The organism is Pseudomonas sp. BB438, from assembly GCF_057180225.1.
In genome coordinates this window covers 1,091,183-1,114,529 of sequence record NZ_CM170001.1, presented here as the reverse complement: position 1 = coordinate 1,114,529, position 23,347 = coordinate 1,091,183, and the positions used below count along the sequence as shown (strand labels likewise).

Genomic DNA, 23,347 nt, shown 5'->3' with positions numbered 1-23,347 from the left:
CATGCCCACCTTGCGATTGATCCCGATCCTGCTCGCACTCGGCAGCGGCACCGCCCTGGCGCAGAACCTGGTGGTCTGCACCGAAGCGAGCCCGGAAGGGTTCGATGTGGTCCAGTACACCGGCGCCGTGACCAACGACGCCACCTCGGAAACCCTCTTCAATCGCCTGGTGGGCTTCCGCCCCGGCACCACCGAACTGGTGCCATCCCTGGCGCAGAGCTGGGAGGTCAGCCCCGACGGGCTGACCTACACCTTCCACCTGCGTCCGGACGTGAAGTTCCATACGACCGACTACTTCAAGCCCACGCGTACCTTCAATGCCGACGATGTGCTCTGGACCTTCCAGCGCGCGCTGGACCCCAGACATCCGTGGCACGAATCGGCCAACCGTGGCTACGCGTACTTCGACGCCATGGGCATGCGTGACCTGATCAAGTCCGTGGACAAGGTCGACGACCTCAGCGTGCGCTTCACCCTCACTCACCCCGAAGCGCCGTTCCTCGCCGACATGGCCATGGGGTTCGCCTCGATCTACTCCGCCGAGTACGGCGACCAATTGCTGGCCGCCGGCAAGCAGGGGCAGCTCAACAACCTGCCGATCGGCACCGGACCGTATGTCTTCAATCGCTACGCCAAGGACGCCCAGGTGCGCTACCGCGCCAACCCCGACTATTTCGGCGGCAAGCCGGCCGTCGACAACCTCGTGTTCGCCATTACCCTCGACCCCAATGTGCGCATGCAGAAGGTGCGGCGCAATGAATGCCAGATCGCCCTCTATCCCAAGCCGTCGGACGTGCCGGCGCTGCAACAGGACCAGAACCTGGCGGTGGACAGCATCGACGCGCTGATGACCACCTACGTGGCCATCAACACCCGGCACAAGCCGCTGGATGACGTGCGCGTCCGCCAGGCGATCAACCTCGCCATCGACAAGAAGGCCCTGCTCGACGCGGTGTTCGGCGCCAACGCCGCCAGCCCGGCGATCAACCCGTATCCTTCGACGCTGCTGGGCTACAACAAGGACCTGAAGGATTGGCCCCACGATCCCGAACGGGCGAAAACACTGCTCAGGGAAGCCGGCGCACAGAACCTCAGGCTGACTCTCTTCATCCGCAACGGCAGCTCGCCGACCATCCCCAATCCGGCGCTGGCGGCACAGATGATGCAGGCCGACCTGGCCAAGGCCGGCATCGACCTGCAGATCCGCTCTTTGGAGTGGGGCGAGTTGCTCAAACGCTCCAAGGCCGGCGAGCACGACCTGTCGTTACTGGGCTGGGCCGGCGACAACGGCGACCCGGACAACTTCGTGAGTCCGAACCTGTCCTGTGCCGCAGCGAAATCCGGGGAAAACCAGGCGTTCTGGTGCAACCAGGACTTCGAAACACTGATCCAGCAGGCACGCGAGACCAACGACACGGCAAAACGGGCGGAACTTTATAGAAAGGCGACATCCCTATTCCACGAACAATCGCCGTGGATTCCCCTGGCGCATCCTAAGCTGTTCAATGTGCGCCGCAGCAACATCTCGGGTTACACCATCAACCCGATGACAAACAACAACTTCGCCGACGTTCGAATCCAGTAACCGGTGAAGTAATAAGAAACCGGCGCCCGTCGTGATCCGACGGGTAGCCGCTCGGTGAGGAGCCCCCAACCACCATGCTCAGTTTCATCGCACGCCGATTCGGGCTGCTGATCCCGACCTTCTTCGGCGTCACCCTTCTGACCTTCGCGCTGATCCGCCTGATTCCGGGCGACCCCGTGGAAGTGATGATGGGTGAACGCCGCGTCGATCCGCAGATGCATGCCGAGGCCATGCACCGCCTGGGGCTCGACAAGCCCCTCTACCAGCAGTACCTCGACTACGTCGGCAACCTCGCCCAGGGCAACCTCGGCGAGTCGCTGACCACCCGCGACAGCGTCTGGCACGAGTTCCTCACCCTGTTCCCCGCCACTCTCGAACTGTCCCTGGCCGCCCTGCTGTTCGCCGGCACCTTCGGCCTGCTCGCCGGGGTGATCGCCGCGCTCAAGCGGGGCTCGCTATTCGACCACGGGGTGATGACCATCTCCCTGGCCGGCTATTCGATGCCGATTTTCTGGTGGGGCTTGATCCTCATCATGCTGTTCTCCGTTTCCCTGGGCTGGACGCCGGTCTCCGGGCGCCTGGACCTGCTCTACGACATCGAGCCGAAGACCGGCTTCATGCTCATCGACACGCTGCTGTCGGATGAGGAAGGCGCTTTCCTGGACGCCGTGCGCCACCTGATCCTGCCGGCCATCGTGCTGGGCACCATCCCGCTGGCGGTGATCGCCCGGATGACCCGCTCCTCGATGCTCGAAGTGCTGCGCGAGGACTATGTCCGCACCGCCCGAGCCAAGGGACTCTCCCCGGCACGCGTGGTGTTCGTGCACGCCCTGCGCAACGCCATGATCCCGGTGCTCACCGTGTTCGGCCTGCAGGTCGGCACACTGCTCGCCGGCGCCGTGCTGACCGAGACCATCTTCTCCTGGCCGGGCATCGGCAAATGGCTGATCGACGCCATCGGGCGCCGCGACTACCCGGTGGTGCAGAACGGCATCCTGCTGGTGGCGACCCTGGTGATCCTGGTGAACTTCGTCGTGGACATCCTCTACGGCCTCGCCAATCCCCGCATCCGCCACCAGCGCTAACCGGAGCCGACGCCATGAATACCGCCGCAAAAGCTCCCGCCAGCGACCCGAGCCTGGTCTACCCGTCCCCGCTGAAAGAATTCTGGCACGCCTTCTCGCGCAACAAGGGCGCGGTGGGTGGCCTGCTGTTCATGCTGGTCATCGTGTTCTGCGCGCTCTTCGCCCCCTGGGTCGCGCCGCATGACCCGAGCGAGCAGTTCCGCGACTTCCTGCTGACTCCGCCGCTGTGGCTGGAGGGGGGCAATTCGCAGTTCCTGCTGGGCACCGACGAGCTGGGCCGCGACCTGCTCTCGCGCCTGATGCACGGCGCGCGGCTGTCGCTGATGATCGGTCTGACCTCAGTGCTGATCTCGATGATCCCCGGCATCTTCCTCGGCTTGCTTGCCGGCTTCTCGCCGACCCGACTGGGCCCGGTGATCATGCGCCTGATGGACATCATGCTGGCCCTGCCCTCGCTGCTGCTGGCGGTGGCCATCGTCGCCATCCTCGGCCCAGGCCTGATCAATACCGTGATCGCCATCGCCATCGTCTCGCTCCCGGCCTACGTGCGCCTGACCCGCGCCGCGGTGATGGGCGAACTGAACCGCGACTACGTCACCGCCTCGCGCCTGGCCGGCGCCGGCACCCTGCGCCTGATGTTCGTCACCGTGCTGCCCAACTGCATGGCGCCGCTGATCGTGCAGGCCACCCTGAGCTTCTCCTCGGCCATCCTCGACGCCGCCGCGCTGGGCTTCCTCGGCCTCGGCGTGCAGCCGCCGACGCCCGAGTGGGGCACCATGCTGGCCTCCGCGCGCGACTACATCGAGCGCGCCTGGTGGGTCGTCTCGCTGCCCGGCCTGACCATCCTGCTCAGCGTGCTGGCGATCAACCTGATGGGCGACGGCCTGCGCGATGCGCTGGATCCGAAGCTGAAGAATGCGGCGTGAGGACAGTGACCATGCACAGCCTCAAGATCGCCAACGACAACAAGAAAAGCCTGATGGAGACCGCCGTATGAGCCTCCTCGACCTGCGTCATCTTTCGGTCCGCTTCGGCGACCGCAACGCCGTCCCAGTGGTGGACGGCCTCGACCTCTCGGTGGACAAGGGCGAAGTCCTGGCCATCGTCGGCGAATCCGGCTCCGGCAAGTCGGTGACCATGATGGCCCTGATGGGCCTGATCGACGCCCCCGGCATCATTACCGCCGACACCATGCAGTTCGACGGCACCGATATGCTGCGCCTGAAGGGCCGCGAACGGCGGCGTATCGTCGGCAAGGACATTGCCATGGTCTTCCAGGACCCGATGACCGCGCTGAATCCCAGCTACACCGTCGGCTACCAGATCGAGGAAGTGCTCAAGCTGCACCTCGGCCTGCGCGGCAAGGCAGCCCGCCAGCGCGCCCTGGAGCTGCTCGAACGCGTGGAAATCCCCGGTGCCGCGCAGCGCCTCGACGCCTACCCGCACCAACTCTCCGGCGGCATGAGCCAGCGCGTCGCGATCGCCATGGCGATCGCCGGCGAACCCAAGCTGCTGATCGCCGACGAGCCCACCACCGCGCTGGACGTGACCATCCAGGCGCAGATCATGGAGCTGCTGCTGAACCTGCAGCGCGACCAGGGCATGGCGCTGATCCTCATCACCCACGACCTCGCGGTGGTCGCCGAGACCGCCCAGCGCGTCTGCGTGATGTACGCGGGGCAGGCCGTCGAAATCGGCGAGGTGCCGGCGCTGTTCGACCTGCCGACCCACCCGTATACCGAGGCGCTGCTCAAGGCGATCCCCGAGCACAGCGCCGGCGAGGAACGCCTGGCCACGCTGCCCGGCATCGTTCCCGGCAAGTACGACCGGCCGCAGGGTTGCCTGCTGTCGCCACGCTGCCCCTACGCGCAGGACAACTGCCGCAGCGTGCGGCCGGCCCTGGACGCCCATGAGCGCGGCGCGGTGCGCTGCTTCTACCCGCTCAACCTGAACACCGAGGTGGCCCGATGAGTGCCGTCCTGACCGCCCGCGACCTGACCCGTCACTACGAAATCTCCCAGGGCCTGTTCAAGCCGCACGCCCTGGTCCGCGCGCTCAATGGCGTGTCCTTCGACCTGCTGGCCGGCAAGACCCTCGCCGTGGTCGGCGAGTCCGGCTGTGGCAAGTCCACCCTCGCCCGCGCGCTGACCCTGATCGAGGAACCCACCTCCGGCTCCCTGCAGATCGCCGGTCACGAGGTGAAAGGCGCCGACCACGACACCCGCAAGCAATTGCGCCGCGACGTGCAGATGGTCTTCCAGAACCCCTACGCCTCGCTCAACCCACGGCAGAAGATCGGCGACCAGCTGGCCGAGCCGCTGGTCATCAACACCAGCCTGTCGCGCGCGGAACGCCGCGAGCGGGTGCAGGCGATGATGAAGCAGGTCGGCCTGCGCCCCGAGCACTACCAGCGCTACCCGCACATGTTCTCCGGCGGCCAGCGCCAGCGCATCGCCCTGGCCCGCGCGATGATGCTGCGGCCCAAGGTGCTGGTGGCGGACGAGCCGACCTCGGCGCTGGACGTGTCGATCCAGGCCCAGGTGCTCAACCTGTTCATGGACCTGCAGCAGGAGTTCGGCACGGCCTACGTGTTCATCTCCCACAATCTCGCCGTGGTCCGCCACGTGGCCGACGACGTACTGGTGATGTACCTCGGCCGACCGGCGGAAATGGGCCCGGCGGACAAGCTCTACGAACGCCCGCTGCACCCCTACACCCAGGCGCTGCTGTCGGCGACCCCAGCCATCCATCCCGACCCGGACAAGCCCAAGATCAAGATCCAGGGCGAACTCCCCAACCCGCTCAACCCGCCCACCGGCTGTGCTTTCCACAAGCGCTGCCCCTATGCGACCGAGCGTTGCAGGGCCGAAGTCCCGGAGCTGCGCCTGCTGGACGAGCGCCAGGTCGCCTGTCACCACGCCGAGCAGTTCCTGAACTGATGCGAAACGGGCCGGTCATAGGCCGGCCCTCTTTCGGAAACAGCTGCGTCCTACAGCGCAGCGGGAACAGGCCTATCGCCTGATCCTGAAAGTCCCGCCAGGGTGGCATCCCGCCACCGCCGACACGCCGTGGCCGTTCTCCACAGGGCCACGATCTTCCATGCTGCTGTTCTACCTCCTGCTCATCCTCGTCACCGCCGTCGTTGCCAACGTCCAGCTGCACAAGTGGAAGCGTCAGCGGCGAATGGACCTGCGCGCGGCGGTGACATCGCGGAAGAAGCCGGCGCCGAAGAAGAAGGCACCCGCGGAAGACGTCGATCTCGACGAGATCGACTGGGACGGCCTCGACCAAGAAGAGCTGGACGTCAGCGTACCGCCCGCGCCAAAGCCGCCACCCACGTCGGTTCGTGCCAAGGCTCCCGCCACTCCAGCGCTGGCGGCGAGGCCGAAAACGGAGCCGAAAGCCGGGCCGAGGGATGAGTTCTTTCCACTGGAACGGGCGCTGCCGCCAGGCCAACTGACACCTGCCCAGCGCGACGAGGCCATGACACATCTGCTCAAGGCCGGCCTGCACATGCCTGCCCCGGAGCCCGGCGAGCAGCACGTGGTGCTGGACATGGACGATGGCAGTTACGTGCCGGTGGCTACCCATCCGGCGGCGGCGGCCATTGCCCTCGGGCATCTCGCCGAGCATCTCAAGCCGTGCCAGGGTGCGCAGCTGCTCAGCGAGTTGCGCGGCCAGGAACTGGGGCTGCTGGTAGTCGCGCGTAATCCGCAGAAGCCTTCGGTGGCCCGACTGTGGAAGATCCAGCCAGAAGACCTCTGAAGGAAACACCCTGTAGGAGCCCCCGTTCAAAGATCGCGAAGCAGCGCCAGGCGCACGCCGAAGCCCAGCAGGATGCCGCCGAAGCCCCACTGCTGAACGCGCTGCATCGTCCGGTGCCGCGCCAGCCAGCGGCCCATGCCCTCGCCGCTGACGGCGTAGAAGCTGTCGAAGCCCAACCCGACCACCACCAGGACGCCGCCGAGCAAGGCAAATTGCAACGCCAGCGGGCCGTTCTGCGGATGGATGAATTGCGGCAGCAGCACCGAGCAGAACAGCAGCGCCTTCGGGTTGAGCAGATTGGTCAGCAGCCCCCGGCGAAACGCACGCCGATAGCTGACGGTGGATAACCCGGCCGCGCCGGTGGTCACCGGCAAGCCCACCGGTGCCCGCAGCAATTGCAGACCGATCCACGCCAGGTAGAGACCACCACCGATGCGCACGGCATCGAACGTCCACGGCGCAGTACGGAACAGCAGCGCCAGCCCGGTCGCCGCCAGCGCGACGTGGCAGCCCCGCGCCACGCCCAGCCCCAGGGCGGTTGCCAGTGCGGCACGAGCACCGTCGCGAGCGCCGGTATGCAGCAGGAGAATCATGTCCGGTCCGGGTAGCAGGTAGACCATCGCCAACGCCAGCAGGAAGACCCCGATATCCACAATCGCCACTCCGAAAAAGTCATTGCGGATAGGGATTCTATGCCTGAAGGCCGAGGCAGGTGCTTGCGTATTCGACCAGTATCAAGCAAACACTTGGCATATCCTGCCAACTTATCTATCAGCGAGCAGCCACCTATGCCAACCCCCAAGCTGGACGCCTATGACCATCGCATCCTCGCCGCCCTGCAGCGCGATGGTCGCCTGACCAACGTCCAGCTCGCCGAGGAGATCGGCCTGTCGCCCTCCCCCTGCCTGCGCCGGGTTCGCCTGCTGGAGGAAGCCGGGATGATCCGCGGCTATCACGCGGAGCTGGGCCGCGACGAAGTCGGCCTGGGGCTGACCGTGTTCGTCGGCGTGAAGGTGGAGCGTCACAGCGACACCAGCGCCGCCGCCTTCCGCCAGGCCGTGATCGATCTGCCGGAAGTCATCTCGGTGCACCTGGTCAGCGGCGAGTCGGACTTCCTCCTGCAAGTGGTACTGCCCGATCTGCGCGCCTACGAGCAGTTCCTCACCGGCACGCTGCTCAAGCTGCCAGGCGTCAGTGACATCCGCAGCAACTTCGCGATCCAGACGGTGAAGGAGGCTGCCCCCCTGCCATTGCGGCACCTGCCGAAATAGCGGGATTGCGCGCGTGCGGCTGCGCGCCTATCATTCGCCACCTTCCCATCCAACGACAGCAAAGGAGAGACATCATGCAAGCACTGATTACCCTTTGCAGGTCGCGCCTGGCGTAATAGCTTCCCCGCCGCCCCTTTGGCGGCATCGCATTGCCCGGCTCCGGCCTGCCCCCATCCTCTTTTTTCGTTTCATTCCTCATGGGATTGGACAATGGGCAATTGCATCCAAAATCTGTCCGACGGCATCACGCTGATCGCTGCGGACGACACCTGGATCGAAGGTAAAGCGATCCAGCAACTTGAAACCACCGCCCGGCTGCCGGGCATGCAGCGGGTCGCCGGCATGCCGGACCTGCACCCCGGTCGCGGCTACCCGATCGGCGCGGCGTTCTTCTCCACCGGCCGCCTGTATCCGGCGCTGGTGGGCAACGACATCGGCTGCGGCATGGCGCTGTGGCGCACCGATATCGCCACCGCCAAACTGAACCTGGACAAGCTGGAAAAGCGCCTCGGCAACCTCGATGGTCCGCTGGACGATGACTGGAGCGAGCGCGTCGCACGCTTCGGCCTGCCGCCCTGTGGCCACGAGCATTCGCTGGGCACCATCGGCGGCGGCAATCACTTCGCCGAGCTGCAGCAACTCGATCAGCTCTACGACAAAGCCGCGGTGGAAGCCCTCGGTCTCGACCGTCGCCACCTGCTCCTGCTGGTGCACAGTGGCTCGCGCGGCCTGGGCGAAACCATCCTGCGCGAGCAGGTGGACCGCTTCAGCCACCAAGGCCTGGAAGAAGGCACCGACGACTGTGCGCACTACCTGGCGCGCCACGACGGGGCGCTGCGTTTCGCCGAAGCCAATCGCCAGCTCATCGCCCTGCGCATGCTCGACCGCCTGCGTGCGGACGGCGCGCAGGTGCTGGACGTGAACCACAACCTGGTCAGCCGGGCGCAGGTCGACGGCGTCGACGGCTGGTTGCACCGCAAGGGCGCGACACCGGCGGATCGCGGGGTGATGGTCATCCCCGGCTCGCGCGGCGACTACAGCTACCTGGTGGAGCCGGTGGCCGACTCGCGCAGCCTCTTCTCCCTCGCCCACGGCGCGGGACGCAAGTGGATGCGCAGCGAGTGCAAGGACCGTCTCTCGGCGCGCTACCGCGTCGAGCAACTGGCCCGCACCGCGCTGGGTAGCCGGGTGATCTGCGGCGATCGCGGGTTGCTCTACGAGGAGGCGCCGGAAGCCTACAAGGCCATCGATTCGGTGGTCGGCGCGCTGCGCGAAGCGGGGCTGCTGCGGGTTCTGGCGCGGCTGAAACCGGTGCTGACCTACAAGACCGGCGGGGAGTGCTGCTGATGATCCTGCTGCAACTGTCCGCTGCCCAGGGGCCGGATGAATGCGCGCTGGCCGTGGGCAAGGCCCTGCAGCGGCTGCTACGCGAAGCCGACGCCAACGGGACCGAGGTCCGTGTGATCGAGGAAGAACCCGGCCCGCGCCGAGGCACCCTGCTCTCGGTGCTGCTGGCGCTGGACGGCGTCTCGGCAGCAGCCCTGGCCGACGACTGGAGCGGCACCCTGCAATGGGTCTGCGCCAGCCCTTACCGGCCCAACCACGGGCGCAAGAACTGGTACTTCGGCGGTGCGCGATTCAGCGCACTGCCGGCCAGCCTCGAAGGTGAGGTGCGCTTCGACACCTTGCGCTCCTCCGGTCCCGGCGGGCAGCACGTCAACACCACCGACTCGGCGGTGCGCGCGACCCACGTCGCCAGCGGCCTGAGCGTGAAGGTGCAAAGCGAACGCAGCCAGCACGCCAACAGGCGCCTGGCGCTGCTGCTGATCGCCCGCAAGCTGGAAGAGCGCACGGAGCAGGCAAGCAGCGAACTGCGCGCCGAACGCCGGCTGGTGCATCACCACCTGGAACGCGGCAACCCGCGCCGGGTGTTTCGCGGGGAACGCTTCGAGGGCTGACCTCAGCCGGAGAAGAACCGCAGGAAGGCGCTCAGGTCCGCCTGCGCCTGTTCCACACTCGCCTGGGTGAATCGCACCTCGCTGTGCGCCGGGCATTGCGCCAGGCGGCCGATGTCCAGCGGGTGCAGTACGCCCAGCAGCGGGTAGCCGCCCATGGTCTGCCGGTCGGCCAGCAGGATGATCGGCTGGCCGTCCGGTGGCACCTGGATGGCGCCCTCCACGATCCCCAACGACCATTGCCGACGCGGCGCGCTCAGCGCCGCGCCGCGCAATCTCACGCCCATGCGATCGGACTGCGGGCTGATTCGCCACGTCTGTTCGAAGAAGGGCTGGCGCTGCTCCTCGCTGAACGCATCGGGACCGGGCAGCACACGCAGTGTCGGGGTCTCGCGGTAATCCGGTCGATAAGGCCAGGGCACGCTGGCGCCTCTGGCAAAGCGTTCGCCAAGGCTCGCGCACGCCAGCCGATCACCCGCCACCAGCGGCCGACCATTGCCGGCCAGTCCCCCCAGTTGTTCCCGCACCTGCGTTGCGACGCTGCCCAGTATCGACTTCGCCGGAAAGCCGCCGGCAGCGGCGAGATAGGCACGCTGACCGGCACGGGCGAAGCCCAGTTTAAGGCGCTGCCCAGCCCTCACGGGAAAACGCGACCAGCCCGGCAGCGCCTCGCCATCGAGCGTCGCCGGCACGTCGGCACCGGTCAACGCCAGCCAGGTGTCCGCCTGCACGGCCAACTCCACGCCGCCCAGCGCGATCTCCAACAACGACGCGTCCTGCGCATTGCCGAGCAGGCGCTGGGCCCAGGCCGCCGCGTGCCTATCCACAGGGCCGCCGGGCGAAACCCCCAGGCGCTGCCAGCCCTGCCGGCCACCATCCTGCAGCAGGCACAGCGGGCCACAAGCGATCACCGCCAGGCTCATGGCTCGCCTCCGGCGGCACGATAGGCCGCCTCATCGACGGGCACGAAGCGCACCCGATCGCCCACCGCCAGCGGACACGGCGGCTCCCGATACGGATCGAACAGCCGCTGCGCGGTGCGGCCGAGCAGATGCCAGCCGCCGGGCGAGGCCTGTGGATAAATCGCCGTCTGCCGCTCGGCGATGGCCAGACTGCCAGCGGGCACGTGCGTGCGCGGCGTGTCCCGGCGCGCCAGGGCGAGGCGTGGGTCCAGCTCGCCGAGGTAGGCGAAGCCTGGCGAGAAGCCGATGGCGCCGACGCGGTAGTCGCGGCCAGCGTGCAATTCGATCACTTGCGCGGGCGTGAGCGCGCAGCGATGGGCGACCTCCGCCAGGTCTTCACCGGCGTACCACACGGCGATTTCGTGCAGGTGGCTCGCACTGTCGACGAGGGAATCGCCGGGCCAGTCCGCCAGTACGGCCTGGACGCGGGCCTGCAACTGCGCCAGGTCGATCCGCAGCAGGTCGTAGTGCAGCAGCAGTGTCGTCAAGCCCGGTACGCAGTCGATCAGCAGCGTGCCCAACTCGGCGCGCAACCGGTCGGCCAGGCGGGCGATACGCAACGGCAGTTCGCCGTCGGGCTGCTCGGCAAGGGTGATCAGCAGCGCCGTGGCGCCAAAGGCTTCGACACGGATCATGCCTGGTCCAGCAGGCCACGCAGGCGCCGCAGCACCGCCAGGGATTCGGGGTTGTCGCCGTGCACGCAGAGGCTGTCGGCGCGCAGGCGCAACGGGTTGCCGTCGATGTCTGGGAAGGGTTCGCCGCGGGCGATGGCCAGGGCCTGGTCGAGGATACGCTGCGGCTCATGGTGGACGGCGTTGGGCAGGCGACGTGGAGCGAGCTGGCCGTCAGGCAGGTAGGCACGATCGGCGAAGGCCTCGAACATCAACGGCACATCGGCCGTGTCGGCCAATTGCAGCTCGCGCCTGTTATCGGCCAGGGCCAGCACCATCAACGGCAGACGCTTGCGGTAGGCGGCGCAGGCGTCGAGCACGGCGGACAGCAGCGCGTCATCGCGCACCAGGTCGTTGTAGAGCGCGCCATGGGGCTTCACGTAGGCCACCTGGACACCGGCAGCGCGGCAGAACGCATCCAGCGCACCGATCTGGTAGAGCACCAGGGCGTGGACTTCCTCGGGCGAGCAGCTCATGTGCCGGCGACCGAAACCGGCGAGGTCCGGGTAGGCGGGGTGCGCCCCGATGCTCACGCCCTGCTCCGCGGCCAGGCGCACGGTACGCTGCATGGTCAGCGGGTCACCCGCGTGGTAGCCGCAGGCCAGGTTGGCCTGGTCGATCAGCGGCATGGCGTGGGTGTCATCGCCCATGCGCCAGGCACCGAAGCTTTCGCCCATGTCGCAGTTGAGCAGGATTCGAGGGGTGCGCTCGGTCATCGGTCTGGCCGTCCTTCTGGATTTCCTACAGGGTAAAGCAGGCACTGGCCTTTGGCCTTCGGAGAATACTCAGTCACGTTCAGGAGGAGTACCATTCCCGCTCTATTGACGTGGAATCACCCCCGAATGATCAAAGCCGCCATCCTGGCCGCCTTCGGCCTGAGTATCGTGTATGTCCACCTGCGTGGGCGGGTGCGCCACAAGTTCACGCGCCAGCTGAGCGACCACTCCAGCTTCCTGGCGCCGATCAACTGCATCATGTACCTGTTCTCCAAGGTGCCGAGCCGCCCGTACCTGGCCACCGACGAATTCCCCGAGATGCGCCTGCTCAGCGACAACTGGGAGGCGATCCGCAGCGAAGCCCTGCGCCTGCGCGACGCCGGCAGCATCAAGCGCTCCGACCAGCTCAACGACGTGGGCTTCAACTCCTTCTTCAAGACCGGCTGGAAGCGCTTCTACCTGAAATGGTACGACGACAGCCATCCGTCCGCCGACGCGCTGTGTCCGAAGACCACCGAGTTGCTCCGGCAGATTCCGTCGGTGAAGGCCGCCATGTTCGCCGAGCTGCCGCCGGGCTCGCGCCTGGTGCGCCACCGAGACCCCTACGCCGGCTCGCTGCGCTACCACCTGGGCCTGCTGACGCCGAACGATCCGGGCTGCTTCATCGAGGTGGACGGCGAGCGCTACCACTGGCGCGATGGCGAAGCGGTGGTGTTCGACGAGACCTACATCCACTACGCCGAGAACACCACGGACCACGACCGGGTGATTCTCTTCTGCGACATCGAGCGTCCGCTGAAGTACCGCTGGGCGACGGCGTTCAACCGCTGGTTCAGCCGCAACGTAATGGCCGCGGCCGCCTCGCCCAACGACGCGGGCGACAAGACCGGAGGCATCAATCGCGCCTTCGCCTCGCTGTACAAGATCCGCCTGCAGGGCAAGGCCCTGAAGAAGCGCAACCGCAAGCTGTACTACCTGCAGAAATGGGGCTTCTTTGCGGCGGTGCTCGCCGTGTTCCTTTGGATATGAGCCGCGTCTGAAATCAAAAAGGCCTCCGCATTCGCGGGGGCCTTTTTGTATGCGGAGCGTCCAGGGCGTCGCGGGGTGATCCGCTCGCAGAAGCATCGATGGCCGCGAAATCCCGTGCGGTGGATTTCGGGAGTAACGGCAAGGGCTGTGCGGGGCGCCAATGCCGGCCTTGCCGGCTGATCTCGGGCATGGCCGGCTCCTAACTGGAGCAGACCACGCCCGCGACAGGTAGATCAGTAAACGTCGCGGCGGTAGCGCCCGCTTTCCAGCAGCCGCTCGACCTCGGCATCGCCGAGCAGCTCGCGCAGGGTACGGTCGACGCCTTCGGCCATGCCCTGCAGGCTGCCGCAGACGTAGATTGCCGCGCCACCGTCGAGCCATTGGGCGAGGACGTCGCCGCTGGCGCGCAGACGATCCTGTACGTAGATCTTCTCGGCCTGGTCGCGGGAGAAGGCGACATCCAGGCGCTGCAGTTCGCCGCGCGCCAGCATGCCTTCCAGTTCCTCGCGGCAGTAGAAGTCGTGGGCGATGTTGCGCTCGCCGAACAGCAGCCAGTTGCGCGAGCGGCCCTCGGCCACGCTCGCCTGCAGCAGCGCGCGCAGGCCGGCGATGCCCGTGCCGTTGCCGACCAGGATCAGCGGACGGTCGTCGTCGGTCAGGTGGAAGCTGCGGTTGCGGCGCAGGCGCATCAACAGGCTACCGCCCTCGGGCAGGTACTCGGTCAGCCAGCCGGAGCAGATGCCCAGCGAACCGTCGGCGTGCTGTTCCTGGCGAACGATCAGCTCCATGGCGCCTTCGCTGCGCAACGAGGCGATGGAGTACTGGCGCACCGAGAGCTTGATCAGCGCATCCACCACCGCCTGGCCGTGCTGGCCGACCAGGTGTTCGAGGTTGCCGGGCAGCAGGCAGCCGGCCAGGGCGTCCTGCAGCGGCATCGCCAGGCCGTCCACCTGCACGGTGGTGGCGCCATCCAGACCGAGGCGTTCGAGCCAGCGGTCGACGAGGAACCCCGGTTGGCGCGGGACGATCTCCACCAGGTCGCCGGCAGCCCAATCGATCTGCGAATCATACGGCGCGCTCAGGCGCAGCAGCCAGGTGGATTCGCCCTGGCTGCCAGGGTTGAGGTGTTCACGACCGCTCAGCGTCCAGACCTCGAAGGCCGGTGCGGTGAAGGCCACTTGCGGCGCGGTGCCGGAGAGCTCGGCTAGGCGAACCTGCCAGTCGTGCAGCGCGGCGGCATCGCCGTTATCCACTTCCACGCCGTCGAACAGCGGACGCGCGCCCTGTCCCTGCAGCCAGCCCTGCATGCGCCGGGCGAAGCCACAGAAGTGTTCGTACTGGCGGTCGCCCAGGGCGAGCATGGCGAAGCGCAGGTCGTTCAGGCCGAGGGCCTGGCCGAGCAGTTGGCGTTCGAAACCACGGGCGCTGTCCGGTGCCTCGCCTTCGCCGAAGGTGCTGACCACGAACAGTGCGTTGCGGGTCTGCTCCAGCTGGGCGCGATCCAGCTTGCCCAGCGGCTCGACGCGCACTGGCAGCCCGGCCGCCTGCAGTTGGCCGGCGCTCTGCCAGGCCAGTTGCTCGGCGAAGCCGCTCTGGCTGGCGTAGCCCACCAGCCAGGCGTCGGCGCCGCCTGTGCGGTTATCCAGTTCGCCACGCGCGGCCAGTGCAGCGCGCTTCTTGCGCCGGCGGTCGAGGTAGAGCAGCCAGCCGGTGATGAAGAACAGCGGCATGGCGAGGCTCGCGAGCATCATCAGGATGCGCCCGGTCAGGCCGAAGTAGCTGCCCACGTGCAAGGCGTAGACGCTGGTGAGCAGTTGCTTGCCGGCACTGCTGTCGTTGTAGCGGCGATCCTTGAGCAGCTTGCCGCTGGCCGGATCGATGGTCATCTCGTTGAAGGCGCGCTCGTGGGCGGCGTCATCGAGGAGGTAGAACACGGTGGCCGGCTGGCCCTTCACCGGCGGCAGGCGCAGGTTGTAGGCGGTCATGTTGGGACCACCGGTCTGCGCGATGGTGTTCCAGATGGCCGTGGCATCCACGACCGGCGGCGGGCCTTCAGGTGCCGGGCCGCGTTTGCCGCCGCGCTGGCCGCCCTTGGCCTGACCGGCGGGAGCATCGTCGAGCAGCTTGAACAGGCCGTTGCGGTACCACTCGTAGGACCAGTACAGGCCGGTCAGCGAGGCCAGGAGGTAGAACACCAGGCACCAGGTGCCGGCCACGGCGTGCAGGTCCCAGTTGAAGGCGCGGCCCTTCTTGCGCCAGTCGAAGGTCAGCCAGGTGCGCCAGTTCAGCGCCTTGCGCGGCCAGCGCAGGTACAGGCCGGAGAGGCAGAAGAAGACCAGGATCAGGGTGCAGGCAGCGGTGATTCGCTGGCCGAATTCGCCAGCGGCAAGGAAGCGGTGCAACTGCATGATGAACATGAAGGCGCCCTCACCCACCGGTGCTGGCAGCGCCTCGGCGGTGTAGGGGTCGACATAGCGCGATTCACCGCGGCGCTGACCCGGCGGCGGCGTGAAGAAGATGCGCGCGGACTCCACGCCCTCGGTCTTGAGCCAGAGGAAGGCAACCTTCTTGTCCGGTTCGGCGTTCTCTACCCGGCGGATCAGTTCGTCCATCGGCAGCACGGACTCGGCGCGCTTTTCCACCACCAGGCTCTCGGGGTTGATGGCGCGCAGAATTTCATCCTGGAAGGACAGCATCGCCCCGGTGATACCCATCAGCGCCAGCACGAGACCTGCGCTGATACCGAACAGCCAATGCAACTGGAACAGGACTCTCTTCAACACCGCAGCTTCACCTTCGGATACCCATCACGCCGGGCGGGCATTTTAATGAGAATGGCTCGCAAACGCAGCCGATTTAACAATCTTTACCCTGGGCTTACCTTCGCTAGCCGAAGCCCGGACAAAGAAAAACCCCGGCCGAGGAGCATCGGCCGGGGCAGGTCGCCAGCGGTGCGCGGCCTTAGAAGTGGAAGTTGGTCGACAGCAGCACGGTGCGGCCGGCCGCCTGCGACGCGTAGTGCGCGGCGTAGGCCTTGTCGAAGTACTGCTTGTCGAAGACGTTCTGCACGTTGAGCTGGAAGTCGACGTTCTTGCTCAGCTTGTAGGAAGCCATCGCGTCGTAGCGCCAGTAGTCCGGAACGTACATGGTGTTGGCCACGTCGCCGTAGACCTTGTCGACGTAGAAGGTGCCGCCGCCGATGGTGGCGTTGGGCAGGACGTCGTAGGTGGTCCACAGGCTGAAGCTGTTTTCCGGCGTGTTGGGCATCTTGTTGCCGTTGTTGGACAAGGCGTTGGCCGTGACGTTGCCGCTGCGGCCAGCCTTACCCGCCTTGACCAGCTCGCTGTCGAGGTAGCTGTAGCCGGCGAAGACCTTCCACTTATCGGTAATCTTGCCGCTGGCGGACAGCTCGAGGCCGTCGACGCGCGACTGGCCGGCGTTGTCGTAGGTCTGGTTGGCGACCAGCACGCGGGCGTTGTCCTTGTCGGTGCGGAAGATCGCCGCGGTCAGCTCCAGGCGCTCGTCAAGGAAGTTCCACTTGGTACCGATTTCGTAGTTGGTGGTCTCTTCCGGCTTCAGGTTGTTGTTCACCGCATAGGTGTCGACCGAGTTGGAGGTATCACCGTTGTCCAGCATGCTGCCCGGCGGCGTCGCCGAGGTGGCGTAGGACGCGTAGATGCTGCCGTTGGGCGCCGGCTTGTAGACCACACCGGCCTGCCAGTTCCAGAAGCTGGAGCTGTCGTCGAACTTGGTGTTCTTGGCGTGATCCTTGGCGGTGGTTTCGAAGCTGTCAAAGCGCGCGCCGACGTTGACCTGCCATTGCTCGTTCAGGTCGATGGTGTCGAATCCGTAGATCGCCTTGGTGGTGGCGACGGTATTCAGCGGCGTGTAGTTGCGGACGATGCTGCCGTTCCACGGATCGTGCGGATTCGGGTTCTCCAGGCTGGTGCAGTTGTAACCGCTGGGCGCGCCGACGATGGCCGGGCGGCACTTGTTGGCGCCGGCGCTGGAGCCGGTGTTGGTGTTCACCGTGTAGGCGTCGCGCTTGCTGTCTTCGCGGGTGAACTCCAGGCCGGTAGTGAAGCTGTTCTTGAAGCCGGCCAGGTAGAACTCACCGAACAGGTCGGTCTGGTTGGTCGCGGTGGTGGTGGTGCTGATGCGGTTGTTGTTGCGGCGCCAGACGGTCCCGTTGTTGATGTTGCCCTGGCTGTCGTCGGGCTGGGTCCAGATGTAGTCCTGGTGAGCAGTGCCGTAGCGCGTGGTGTTGCGCAGGCTCAGGGCATCGTTGAAGTCGTGCTCGAAGGTGATGGTGCTGGTGTCGATGCGGCTCTTCTGGAAGTCGCGATCCTCGAGGCCGTAGTAGTTGTCGCGGTCAACGTTCACCGGCTTGTCGGGATTGTGCTTGCTGCGGTCGGCGCTCTTGGCGTACGGGATGCCGGAGTCCGGGGTGTCGTCGCTTTCCAGGTGGTAATGGCTGACGGTGACGCGAGTCGGGCCGTTGAGGCCGAAGGTCACGGACGGCGCGATACCCCAGCGGCTGGCATCCACTGCCTGGCGACCGGCGACGTTCTGATCGTGGGTCATCAGGTTCAGGCGGAACGCGGCGTTGCCGTCGAGGAATTCCTGGTTGGTGTCCAGGGTGTAGCGGCGGGTCTGGTCGGAACCGTAGGTGAAGCTGCCGTCGGTGAAGTTGCCGGCCTTGGCCTGCTTGCTGATCAGGTTCAGGCTGCCGCCGGCCGAGCCACGGCCGCCGAAGGCCGAGTTCGGGCCCTTGCTGACTTCGATCTGCTCGAGGTTGAAGACTTCACGCGATTGCGCGCCGGTATCGCGGACGCCGTCGACGTAGGTGTCGCTCTGTGCGTCGAAGCCACGGATGAACGGTCGATCACCGGTCGGGTTGCCACCCTCGCCAGCGCCGAAGGTGATGCCCGGCACGGTGCGCAGCGCGTCCTGCAGGGTCAGCGCGCCGGTGTCCTTGATCACCTGCTGCGGTACCACGGTCACCGAACGCGGCGTATCCAGCAGCGGCGCGGTGTACTTCTTCGATGCGGACTTCTCGACGTTGTAGGTGGTCGGGTCCTGCTGCTGGCTACCGACGACGGTGTCGGCGTCCAGGGACAGCACGTCCTGGCCGGACTTCTTCTGAGAAGCCTCGTCAGCGTGGGCCAGATGGGAACCGGACATGGCGGTGATCGCCACGCCGACAGCGCTGACTAGAAGGCGCGGCTTGCTGCCGGCGAACTCGGTGGATTGACGCGACATCGAAACTCCCTCCCCAGGGGTTCATGAAGGCCGCGCAATCTATTGCAATTGAGAAGCTGTATCAATTCGCAAGTATTCCCATACGCACATGATTTACAACTTTTACACTTTCCCCCTGTCGGAAGTAGGGGTATGGCGGTTGTACCGATCTGTTGCAAATCATTATCATTGGCAAATTATCGAACCTGATGGAACCGGCCCATGCTGCTGCACATTCCTGGCGTCTTCACCCGTGATGAGGTGACGCGCATCCGCGCCGCCCTGGAGCAGGCCGAATGGGCTGACGGCAAGGTCACCGCCGGTTACCAGTCGTCCCGCGCCAAGCACAACCTGCAATTGCCGCAGGACCACCCGCTGGCCCGCGAAATCGGCGAAGCGATGCTGCAGCGCCTGTGGAGCAACCCGCTGTTCCAGTCCGCTGCGCTGCCGAACAAGGTCTTCCCGCCGCTGTTCAACTGCTACACCGGCGGCGGCTCGTTCGACTTCCACATCGACAATGCCGTGCGTGACATCCAGGGCGGCCGCGAACGGGTACGTACCGACGTGTCCTCGACGCTGTTCTTCAGCGATCCGGAGGATTACGACGGCGGCGAACTGGTGATCCAGGACACCTACGGCACCGAGCAGGTGAAGCTGCCGGCCGGTGACCTGGTGCTCTACCCCGCCACCAGCCTGCACAAGGTCAACCCGGTGACCCGTGGCGCACGCATCGCCTCGTTCTTCTGGACCCAGAGCCTGGTGCGCGAGGACAGCCAGCGCGCCCTGCTGTTCCAGATGGACCAGTCGATCCAGGCGCTGACCCGCGACGTCCCGGACCACCCGGCGCTGATCGAGCTGACCGGCACCTACCACAACCTGCTGCGCCGCTGGGTGGACGTCTGATCTGCCATGAGCTTCGTCCTGCGTCGCACTGAAGAAATCAACGTCGAAGACCTCACCGGCCAACTTGCCGATGACCCGCGACAGACCGCTCGCCTCATCGTGGCGGGTGCCCGCGAGGGCGACCTCGAAGCCCAGGCGCTGCTCGGGCAGATACTCCTCGACGGCCACGGCATCGAGCAGGACGTGAGTCTCGCCCTGACCTGGTTCGGCATCGCCGCCGAGCGCGGCCACGCCATGGCGCGCAACATGTTCGGACGCTGCCTGGAGCACGGCTGGGGCTGCACGAAGGACGAGGCCGGTGCCGCCCGCCATTACGCCATCGCCGCGCAGCAGAGACTCGACTGGGCGATGTACAACCTCGCCAACCTGCTCTCCACCGGCCGTGGCGTGGAACGCGACGACGCCCGGGCGCTGGCGCTTTACCAGAGCGCCGCGGCCCTGGGCCATGCCAAGTCGATGAACCTGGTCGGACGCTTCCACGAGGAAGGCCTGGTCGTGCCGCGCGATCTGGAAGCGGCCCACCAGTGGTACCGGCGGTCAGCCGAGGCCGGCGACTTCCGCGGCCAGTTCAGCCATGCGTCGGTACTCGCGGAACGGGGCGACCTGCCCGCCGCACGCATCTGGCTGGAGCGTGCACTGGACGGTGGCAACCTCAACTTCCTGCGGGTGGCGCGCCACCAACTGGCTGCCTCGATGCCGCCCAGCCTGCGTGAGCTGGCCCTCGCCTACTTCCAGCGCGCCGCCGAGCTCGGCGACGAATCGGATCTCCAGCAACTCGCCCATGAGATGGGCGTTGCCTGACACCTTTGACGTTATTTTCACGCGCTCACTGCTAGCTTCGCCGGCTACCCTGGCTGCCGGAGCGTTCGGCAGCCGCCACGTAACGACGAGGCGCAAGTGTCGAACACCACAACCCCCGCAGCGCGCAAACGCGTGGACTGGGCCGCCCTGGGCTGGCTTCTGCTGTTTTTCTGGTACTTCTCCGGCGTCACCCAGGCGCTGATCCTGTTCAGTGGCATCACCGGCTTCGCCGGCTTCCGTGACGCCTTCTTCCTCAGCAGCCTGTGGCTCGCACCGCCGCTGCTGCTGCCGCGCTTCACCAAGGGCATCGCCGCGATCATCGGCCTGGTGCTCTGGGGCGCCTCGCTGGTGGGCCTGAGCTACTTCGGCATCTACCACCAGGAGTTCTCGCAGAGCGTCATCTTCGTGATGTTCGAGTCGAACACCGCCGAAGCGGGCGAATACTTCAGTCAGTACTTCAGCCTCTGGCTCTGCGTCGCCCTGCTGGTCTACACCGTGGTCGCCGTGCTGCTGTGGAAGCGCATCCGCCCGATCAGCATGCCGGCGTACGCCCGCGTGCCGCTGGCCGTGCTGCTGGTGGTGATGAACCTGTTCTACCCCTTCTACAAGCAGATGGTCACCCAGGAGCGCACCTTCGCCCAAGCGGTGGAAAAGGTGCAGTCGCGCATGGAGCCGGCGGTGCCGTGGCAGTTGGTGGTGGGCTACGTCCAATACCGCCAGCAGTTGGACAACATGCAGAAGCTGCTGCAGCAGAACGCCTCCCTGCCGCCCCTGCAGAACCTCCAGGACAGCAGCGGCGACGCCCCGCGCACCCTGGTCCTGGTGCTGGGCGAGTCCACCACCCGGCAGCACATGCACCTGTACGGCTACGGCCGCGACACCACGCCGAACCTCGACGCCATCGCCGCCAGCGGCCAGGGCCTGACCGTGTTCCAGAACGTGGTCGCGCCGCGCCCGTACACCATCGAGGTGATGCAGCAGATCCTCACCTTCGGCGATGAGCAGAATCCGGACAAGTTCCTCACCGATCCGTCGCTGATCAACCTGATGAAACAGGCGGGCTACAAGACCTTCTGGATCACCAACCAGCAGACGATGACCAAGCGCAACACCATGCTCACCACCTTCTCCCAGCAGACGGACGAGCAGGCGTACCTGAACAACCAGCGCAACCAGAACGCCAGCCAGTACGACGGCGTGGTGCTGGACCCATTCGAGAAGGCCCTGAAGGACCCGGCGCAGAAGAAGTTCATCGTGATCCACCTGCTGGGCACGCACATGGACTACCGCTATCGCTACCCGGAAGAGTTCGCCCACTTCAAGGACCGCCAGGGCGTACCCTCGGCGCTGTCGGATGACCAGGTGGAGACCTACAACTTCTATGACAACGCGGTGCGCTACAACGACTTCGTGGTGTCGAGCCTGATCAAGCGCTACTCGGCCTCCAACGCCAACGGCTTCATGCTCTACCTCTCCGACCACGGTGAGGAGGTCTACAGCTCCGGCAACCACGACCGCCTTGGCCGCAACGAGGCAGACCCGACCCGGCCGATGTACACCATTCCGTTCATGGTCTGGACCTCGCCGAGCTGGCAGGCCGCCCACCCGCGCGACCTGCAGGCGGTGGCCAACCGCTCCTACAGCAGTTCGCACCTGATCCACACGCTGTCGGACCTCGCCGGACTGAGCTACGACCGCTTCGAGCCGGCCAAGAGCCTGGTGAACGATCAGTTCGTCGTCGCCAAGCGCTGGATCGGCGACCCGTACCGGAAGGACGGCCTGCACGAGTTCGACAAGCTGCCGCAGGACCAGGCCGCAGCGAAGCAGGAAGTCGCCAAGGATGCCAAGGCGCCGGCCACGGCCCAGGCTCCTGGGGAGCAGAAACCCAAGGAGGGTTGAGTCTTCCGTAAGGCCATGAAAACGCCCCGCCATTGCGGGGCGTTTTTCATGGTGCCCCAGCAATGGCTGCAACCTGCCGGAGGGCGCTATGACCACGATGGCGACTCTTACAGGTTGACGCCGCTCGCAGCGCGAACCGACCTGAAACGCCGGCCTTGCAGCGGATCGCGAGCATAGCCCTCTCCTACACCAGCGCGCGGCGGATTAAGTCCATCGGCATGGCCCGCGCCAGAAAAGAAAAAGCCCTGCATCAGCGGGGCCTTTTCAGTACAGCAAGACTTACAGGTAGAACGCCTTCAGCGGCGGGAAGCCGTTGAATTCCACCGCGCTGTAGCTGGTGGTGTAGGCGCCGGTGGACAGCCAGTACAGGCGGTCGCCAGCAGCCAGGTTCAGCGGCAGGCCGTACTTGTAGTGCTCGTACATGATGTCCGCGCTGTCGCAGGTCGGACCGGCGATCACCACTTCCTCCAGCTCGCCCGCCTTCTCCACGTGGATCGGGAACTTGATGGACTCGTCCATGGTTTCGATCAGGCCGGAGAACTTGCCCACATCGGTGAAGACCCAGCGCTCGACGGCCGTGCGCGACTTGCGCGCCACCAGCACCACTTCGCTGACCAGGATGCCGGCGTTGGCGATCAGCGAACGGCCCGGCTCGAGGATGATTTCCGGCAGGTCGTCGCCGAAATCTTCCTTGAGGAAGCGGATGATTTCTTCCGCGTAGGTTTCCAGGCTGTTGGTCTTGGCGATGTAGTTGGCCGGGAAGCCGCCGCCCATGTTGATCAACTTCAGCTCGATGCCGTCTTCTTCCTTCAGGCGCTCGAAGATGACCTTCACCTTGGCGATGGCCGCATCCCACACGCCGATATCGCGCTGCTGCGAACCCACGTGGAAGGACACGCCGTAAGGCACCAGGCCCAGGTCGCGGGCCAGTACCAGCAGGTCCATGGCCATGTCCGACTGGCAACCGAACTTGCGCGACAGCGGCCAGTCGGCCGAGGTCGAGCCTTCGGTGAGGATGCGCACGTAGACCTTGGAGCCCGGCGCGGCCTTGGCGATGTTGCGCAGGTCGGCCTCGGAGTCGGTGGCGAACAGGCGCACGCCCTTCTCGTAGAAGTAGCGAATGTCGCGGGCTTTCTTGATGGTGTTGCCGTAGCTGATCTGCTCGGCACGCACGCCGGTCTTCATCACCTTGTCCAGCTCATAGATGGAGGCGATGTCGAAGTTCGAGCCCTTGTCGCGCAGCAGCTCAGTGATCTCGGTGGCGGGGTTGGCCTTCACCGCGTAGTAGATCTTGGCGAACGGGAAGCAATCGGTCAGCTGGTCGTAGGCATCGGCGATGGTCTGCTTGTCGATGACGACGAAGGGGGTCTCCTGCTTGTCGGCAAACGCCTTCATACGCTGGAAGGTTTCGGGGGCGAAGTAATCCTCGACCTTGATGGACATGGTTGGGACTCCAAATGGCAG

Annotated in this window: 20 protein-coding genes; 13 read left to right on the top strand and 7 right to left on the bottom strand. The window is 66.0% G+C overall.

Annotated elements, in window-relative coordinates; genetic code table 11:
- Position 1: 1 nt before the first annotated feature.
- From AC1ZV1_RS05350 to AC1ZV1_RS05325, 6 genes are all read left to right on the top strand, one after another.
- Entirely contained in the window at positions 2-1,585 is a 1,584-nt protein-coding gene (locus AC1ZV1_RS05350; RefSeq protein ID WP_484295827.1) for an ABC transporter substrate-binding protein, read from the top strand.
- Between the two features lie 74 nt (positions 1,586-1,659).
- Positions 1,660-2,670 carry an ABC transporter permease subunit gene (locus tag AC1ZV1_RS05345; RefSeq protein ID WP_484295826.1) on the top strand — a complete coding sequence of 337 codons (1,011 nt, stop codon included), beginning with the start codon at positions 1,660-1,662 and terminating at the stop codon, positions 2,668-2,670.
- A gap of 14 nt (positions 2,671-2,684) precedes the next feature.
- The gene (locus AC1ZV1_RS05340) at positions 2,685-3,596 is read left to right on the top strand and encodes an ABC transporter permease subunit (protein WP_259759330.1); all 912 of its coding nucleotides are present in this window, start codon (positions 2,685-2,687) and stop codon (positions 3,594-3,596) included.
- 67 nt (positions 3,597-3,663) lie between these two features.
- The gene (locus AC1ZV1_RS05335; protein ID WP_484295825.1) at positions 3,664-4,641 is read left to right on the top strand and encodes an ABC transporter ATP-binding protein; all 978 of its coding nucleotides are present in this window, start codon (positions 3,664-3,666) and stop codon (positions 4,639-4,641) included.
- Complete coding sequence (locus AC1ZV1_RS05330) at positions 4,638-5,609, top strand: peptide ABC transporter ATP-binding protein (RefSeq protein WP_484295824.1); 972 nt, start codon at positions 4,638-4,640, stop codon at positions 5,607-5,609. Before AC1ZV1_RS05335 ends, AC1ZV1_RS05330 begins: the two co-directional genes overlap by 4 nt.
- Before the next feature lie 160 nt (positions 5,610-5,769).
- Positions 5,770-6,435 carry a hypothetical protein gene (locus AC1ZV1_RS05325; protein ID WP_484295823.1) on the top strand — a complete coding sequence of 222 codons (666 nt, stop codon included), beginning with the start codon at positions 5,770-5,772 and terminating at the stop codon, positions 6,433-6,435.
- A gap of 26 nt (positions 6,436-6,461) precedes the next feature.
- Here AC1ZV1_RS05325 and AC1ZV1_RS05320 read toward each other — a convergent pair whose 3' ends face one another.
- Positions 6,462-7,088, bottom strand: coding sequence for a LysE family translocator (locus AC1ZV1_RS05320; RefSeq protein WP_484295822.1), 627 nt, complete (start codon positions 7,086-7,088; stop codon positions 6,462-6,464).
- A 135-nt stretch (positions 7,089-7,223) separates the two neighbouring features.
- Between AC1ZV1_RS05320 and AC1ZV1_RS05315 the strand changes: the two genes are divergently transcribed.
- The 3 genes from AC1ZV1_RS05315 (at position 7,224) to prfH (ending at position 9,664) form a co-directional block, all read left to right on the top strand.
- Entirely contained in the window at positions 7,224-7,706 is a 483-nt protein-coding gene (locus AC1ZV1_RS05315; RefSeq protein WP_484295821.1) for an Lrp/AsnC family transcriptional regulator, read from the top strand.
- Between the two features lie 210 nt (positions 7,707-7,916).
- Positions 7,917-9,053 carry an RNA ligase RtcB family protein gene (locus AC1ZV1_RS05310; RefSeq protein WP_484295820.1) on the top strand — a complete coding sequence of 379 codons (1,137 nt, stop codon included), beginning with the start codon at positions 7,917-7,919 and terminating at the stop codon, positions 9,051-9,053.
- A complete protein-coding gene (prfH, locus tag AC1ZV1_RS05305) occupies positions 9,053-9,664 on the top strand; it encodes a peptide chain release factor H (RefSeq protein WP_484295819.1) in 612 nt (203 codons plus the stop codon). Before AC1ZV1_RS05310 ends, prfH begins: the two co-directional genes overlap by 1 nt.
- A 2-nt stretch (positions 9,665-9,666) precedes the next feature.
- Here the strand turns inward: prfH and AC1ZV1_RS05300 are convergent, their stop codons facing one another.
- The 3 genes from AC1ZV1_RS05300 to AC1ZV1_RS05290 are packed head-to-tail and all read right to left on the bottom strand — an operon-like array spanning position 9,667 to position 12,010.
- The gene (locus tag AC1ZV1_RS05300; RefSeq protein ID WP_484295818.1) at positions 9,667-10,584 is read right to left on the bottom strand and encodes a 5-oxoprolinase subunit C family protein; all 918 of its coding nucleotides are present in this window, start codon (positions 10,582-10,584) and stop codon (positions 9,667-9,669) included.
- Complete coding sequence (gene pxpB, locus AC1ZV1_RS05295) at positions 10,581-11,258, bottom strand: 5-oxoprolinase subunit PxpB (RefSeq protein WP_484295817.1); 678 nt, start codon at positions 11,256-11,258, stop codon at positions 10,581-10,583. The genes AC1ZV1_RS05300 and pxpB overlap by 4 nt, the downstream gene beginning before the upstream one ends.
- A complete protein-coding gene (locus AC1ZV1_RS05290) occupies positions 11,255-12,010 on the bottom strand; it encodes a 5-oxoprolinase subunit PxpA (protein WP_484295816.1) in 756 nt (251 codons plus the stop codon). Before AC1ZV1_RS05290 ends, pxpB begins: the two co-directional genes overlap by 4 nt.
- Before the next feature lie 129 nt (positions 12,011-12,139).
- Here AC1ZV1_RS05290 and lpxO point away from each other — a divergent pair, with 129 nt between their 5' ends.
- A complete protein-coding gene (lpxO, locus tag AC1ZV1_RS05285; protein ID WP_484297508.1) occupies positions 12,140-13,039 on the top strand; it encodes a lipid A hydroxylase LpxO in 900 nt (299 codons plus the stop codon).
- Positions 13,040-13,272: 233 nt separating this feature from the next.
- Here the strand turns inward: lpxO and AC1ZV1_RS05280 are convergent, their stop codons facing one another.
- Both AC1ZV1_RS05280 and AC1ZV1_RS05275 read right to left on the bottom strand, forming a co-directional pair.
- Positions 13,273-15,819, bottom strand: a complete 2,547-nt coding sequence (locus AC1ZV1_RS05280; RefSeq protein ID WP_484297507.1) for a PepSY domain-containing protein — start codon at positions 15,817-15,819, stop codon at positions 13,273-13,275.
- A gap of 181 nt (positions 15,820-16,000) precedes the next feature.
- Complete coding sequence (locus tag AC1ZV1_RS05275) at positions 16,001-18,301, bottom strand: TonB-dependent receptor (RefSeq protein WP_484295815.1); 2,301 nt, start codon at positions 18,299-18,301, stop codon at positions 16,001-16,003.
- 201 nt (positions 18,302-18,502) lie between these two features.
- Here AC1ZV1_RS05275 and AC1ZV1_RS05270 point away from each other — a divergent pair, with 201 nt between their 5' ends.
- The 3 genes from AC1ZV1_RS05270 (at position 18,503) to AC1ZV1_RS05260 (ending at position 21,883) form a co-directional block, all read left to right on the top strand.
- On the top strand, positions 18,503-19,183 hold the full coding sequence (locus AC1ZV1_RS05270) for a Fe2+-dependent dioxygenase (RefSeq protein ID WP_484295814.1): 681 nt from the start codon (positions 18,503-18,505) through the stop codon (positions 19,181-19,183).
- A gap of 6 nt (positions 19,184-19,189) precedes the next feature.
- A complete protein-coding gene (locus AC1ZV1_RS05265; RefSeq protein ID WP_484295813.1) occupies positions 19,190-19,984 on the top strand; it encodes a tetratricopeptide repeat protein in 795 nt (264 codons plus the stop codon).
- Positions 19,985-20,080: 96 nt separating this feature from the next.
- Positions 20,081-21,883, top strand: a complete 1,803-nt coding sequence (locus tag AC1ZV1_RS05260) for a phosphoethanolamine transferase CptA (protein ID WP_484295812.1) — start codon at positions 20,081-20,083, stop codon at positions 21,881-21,883.
- A 279-nt stretch (positions 21,884-22,162) separates the two neighbouring features.
- Here AC1ZV1_RS05260 and AC1ZV1_RS05255 read toward each other — a convergent pair whose 3' ends face one another.
- Positions 22,163-23,326, bottom strand: a complete 1,164-nt coding sequence (locus AC1ZV1_RS05255) for a type III PLP-dependent enzyme (RefSeq protein ID WP_088421176.1) — start codon at positions 23,324-23,326, stop codon at positions 22,163-22,165.
- Positions 23,327-23,347 lie beyond the last annotated feature (21 nt).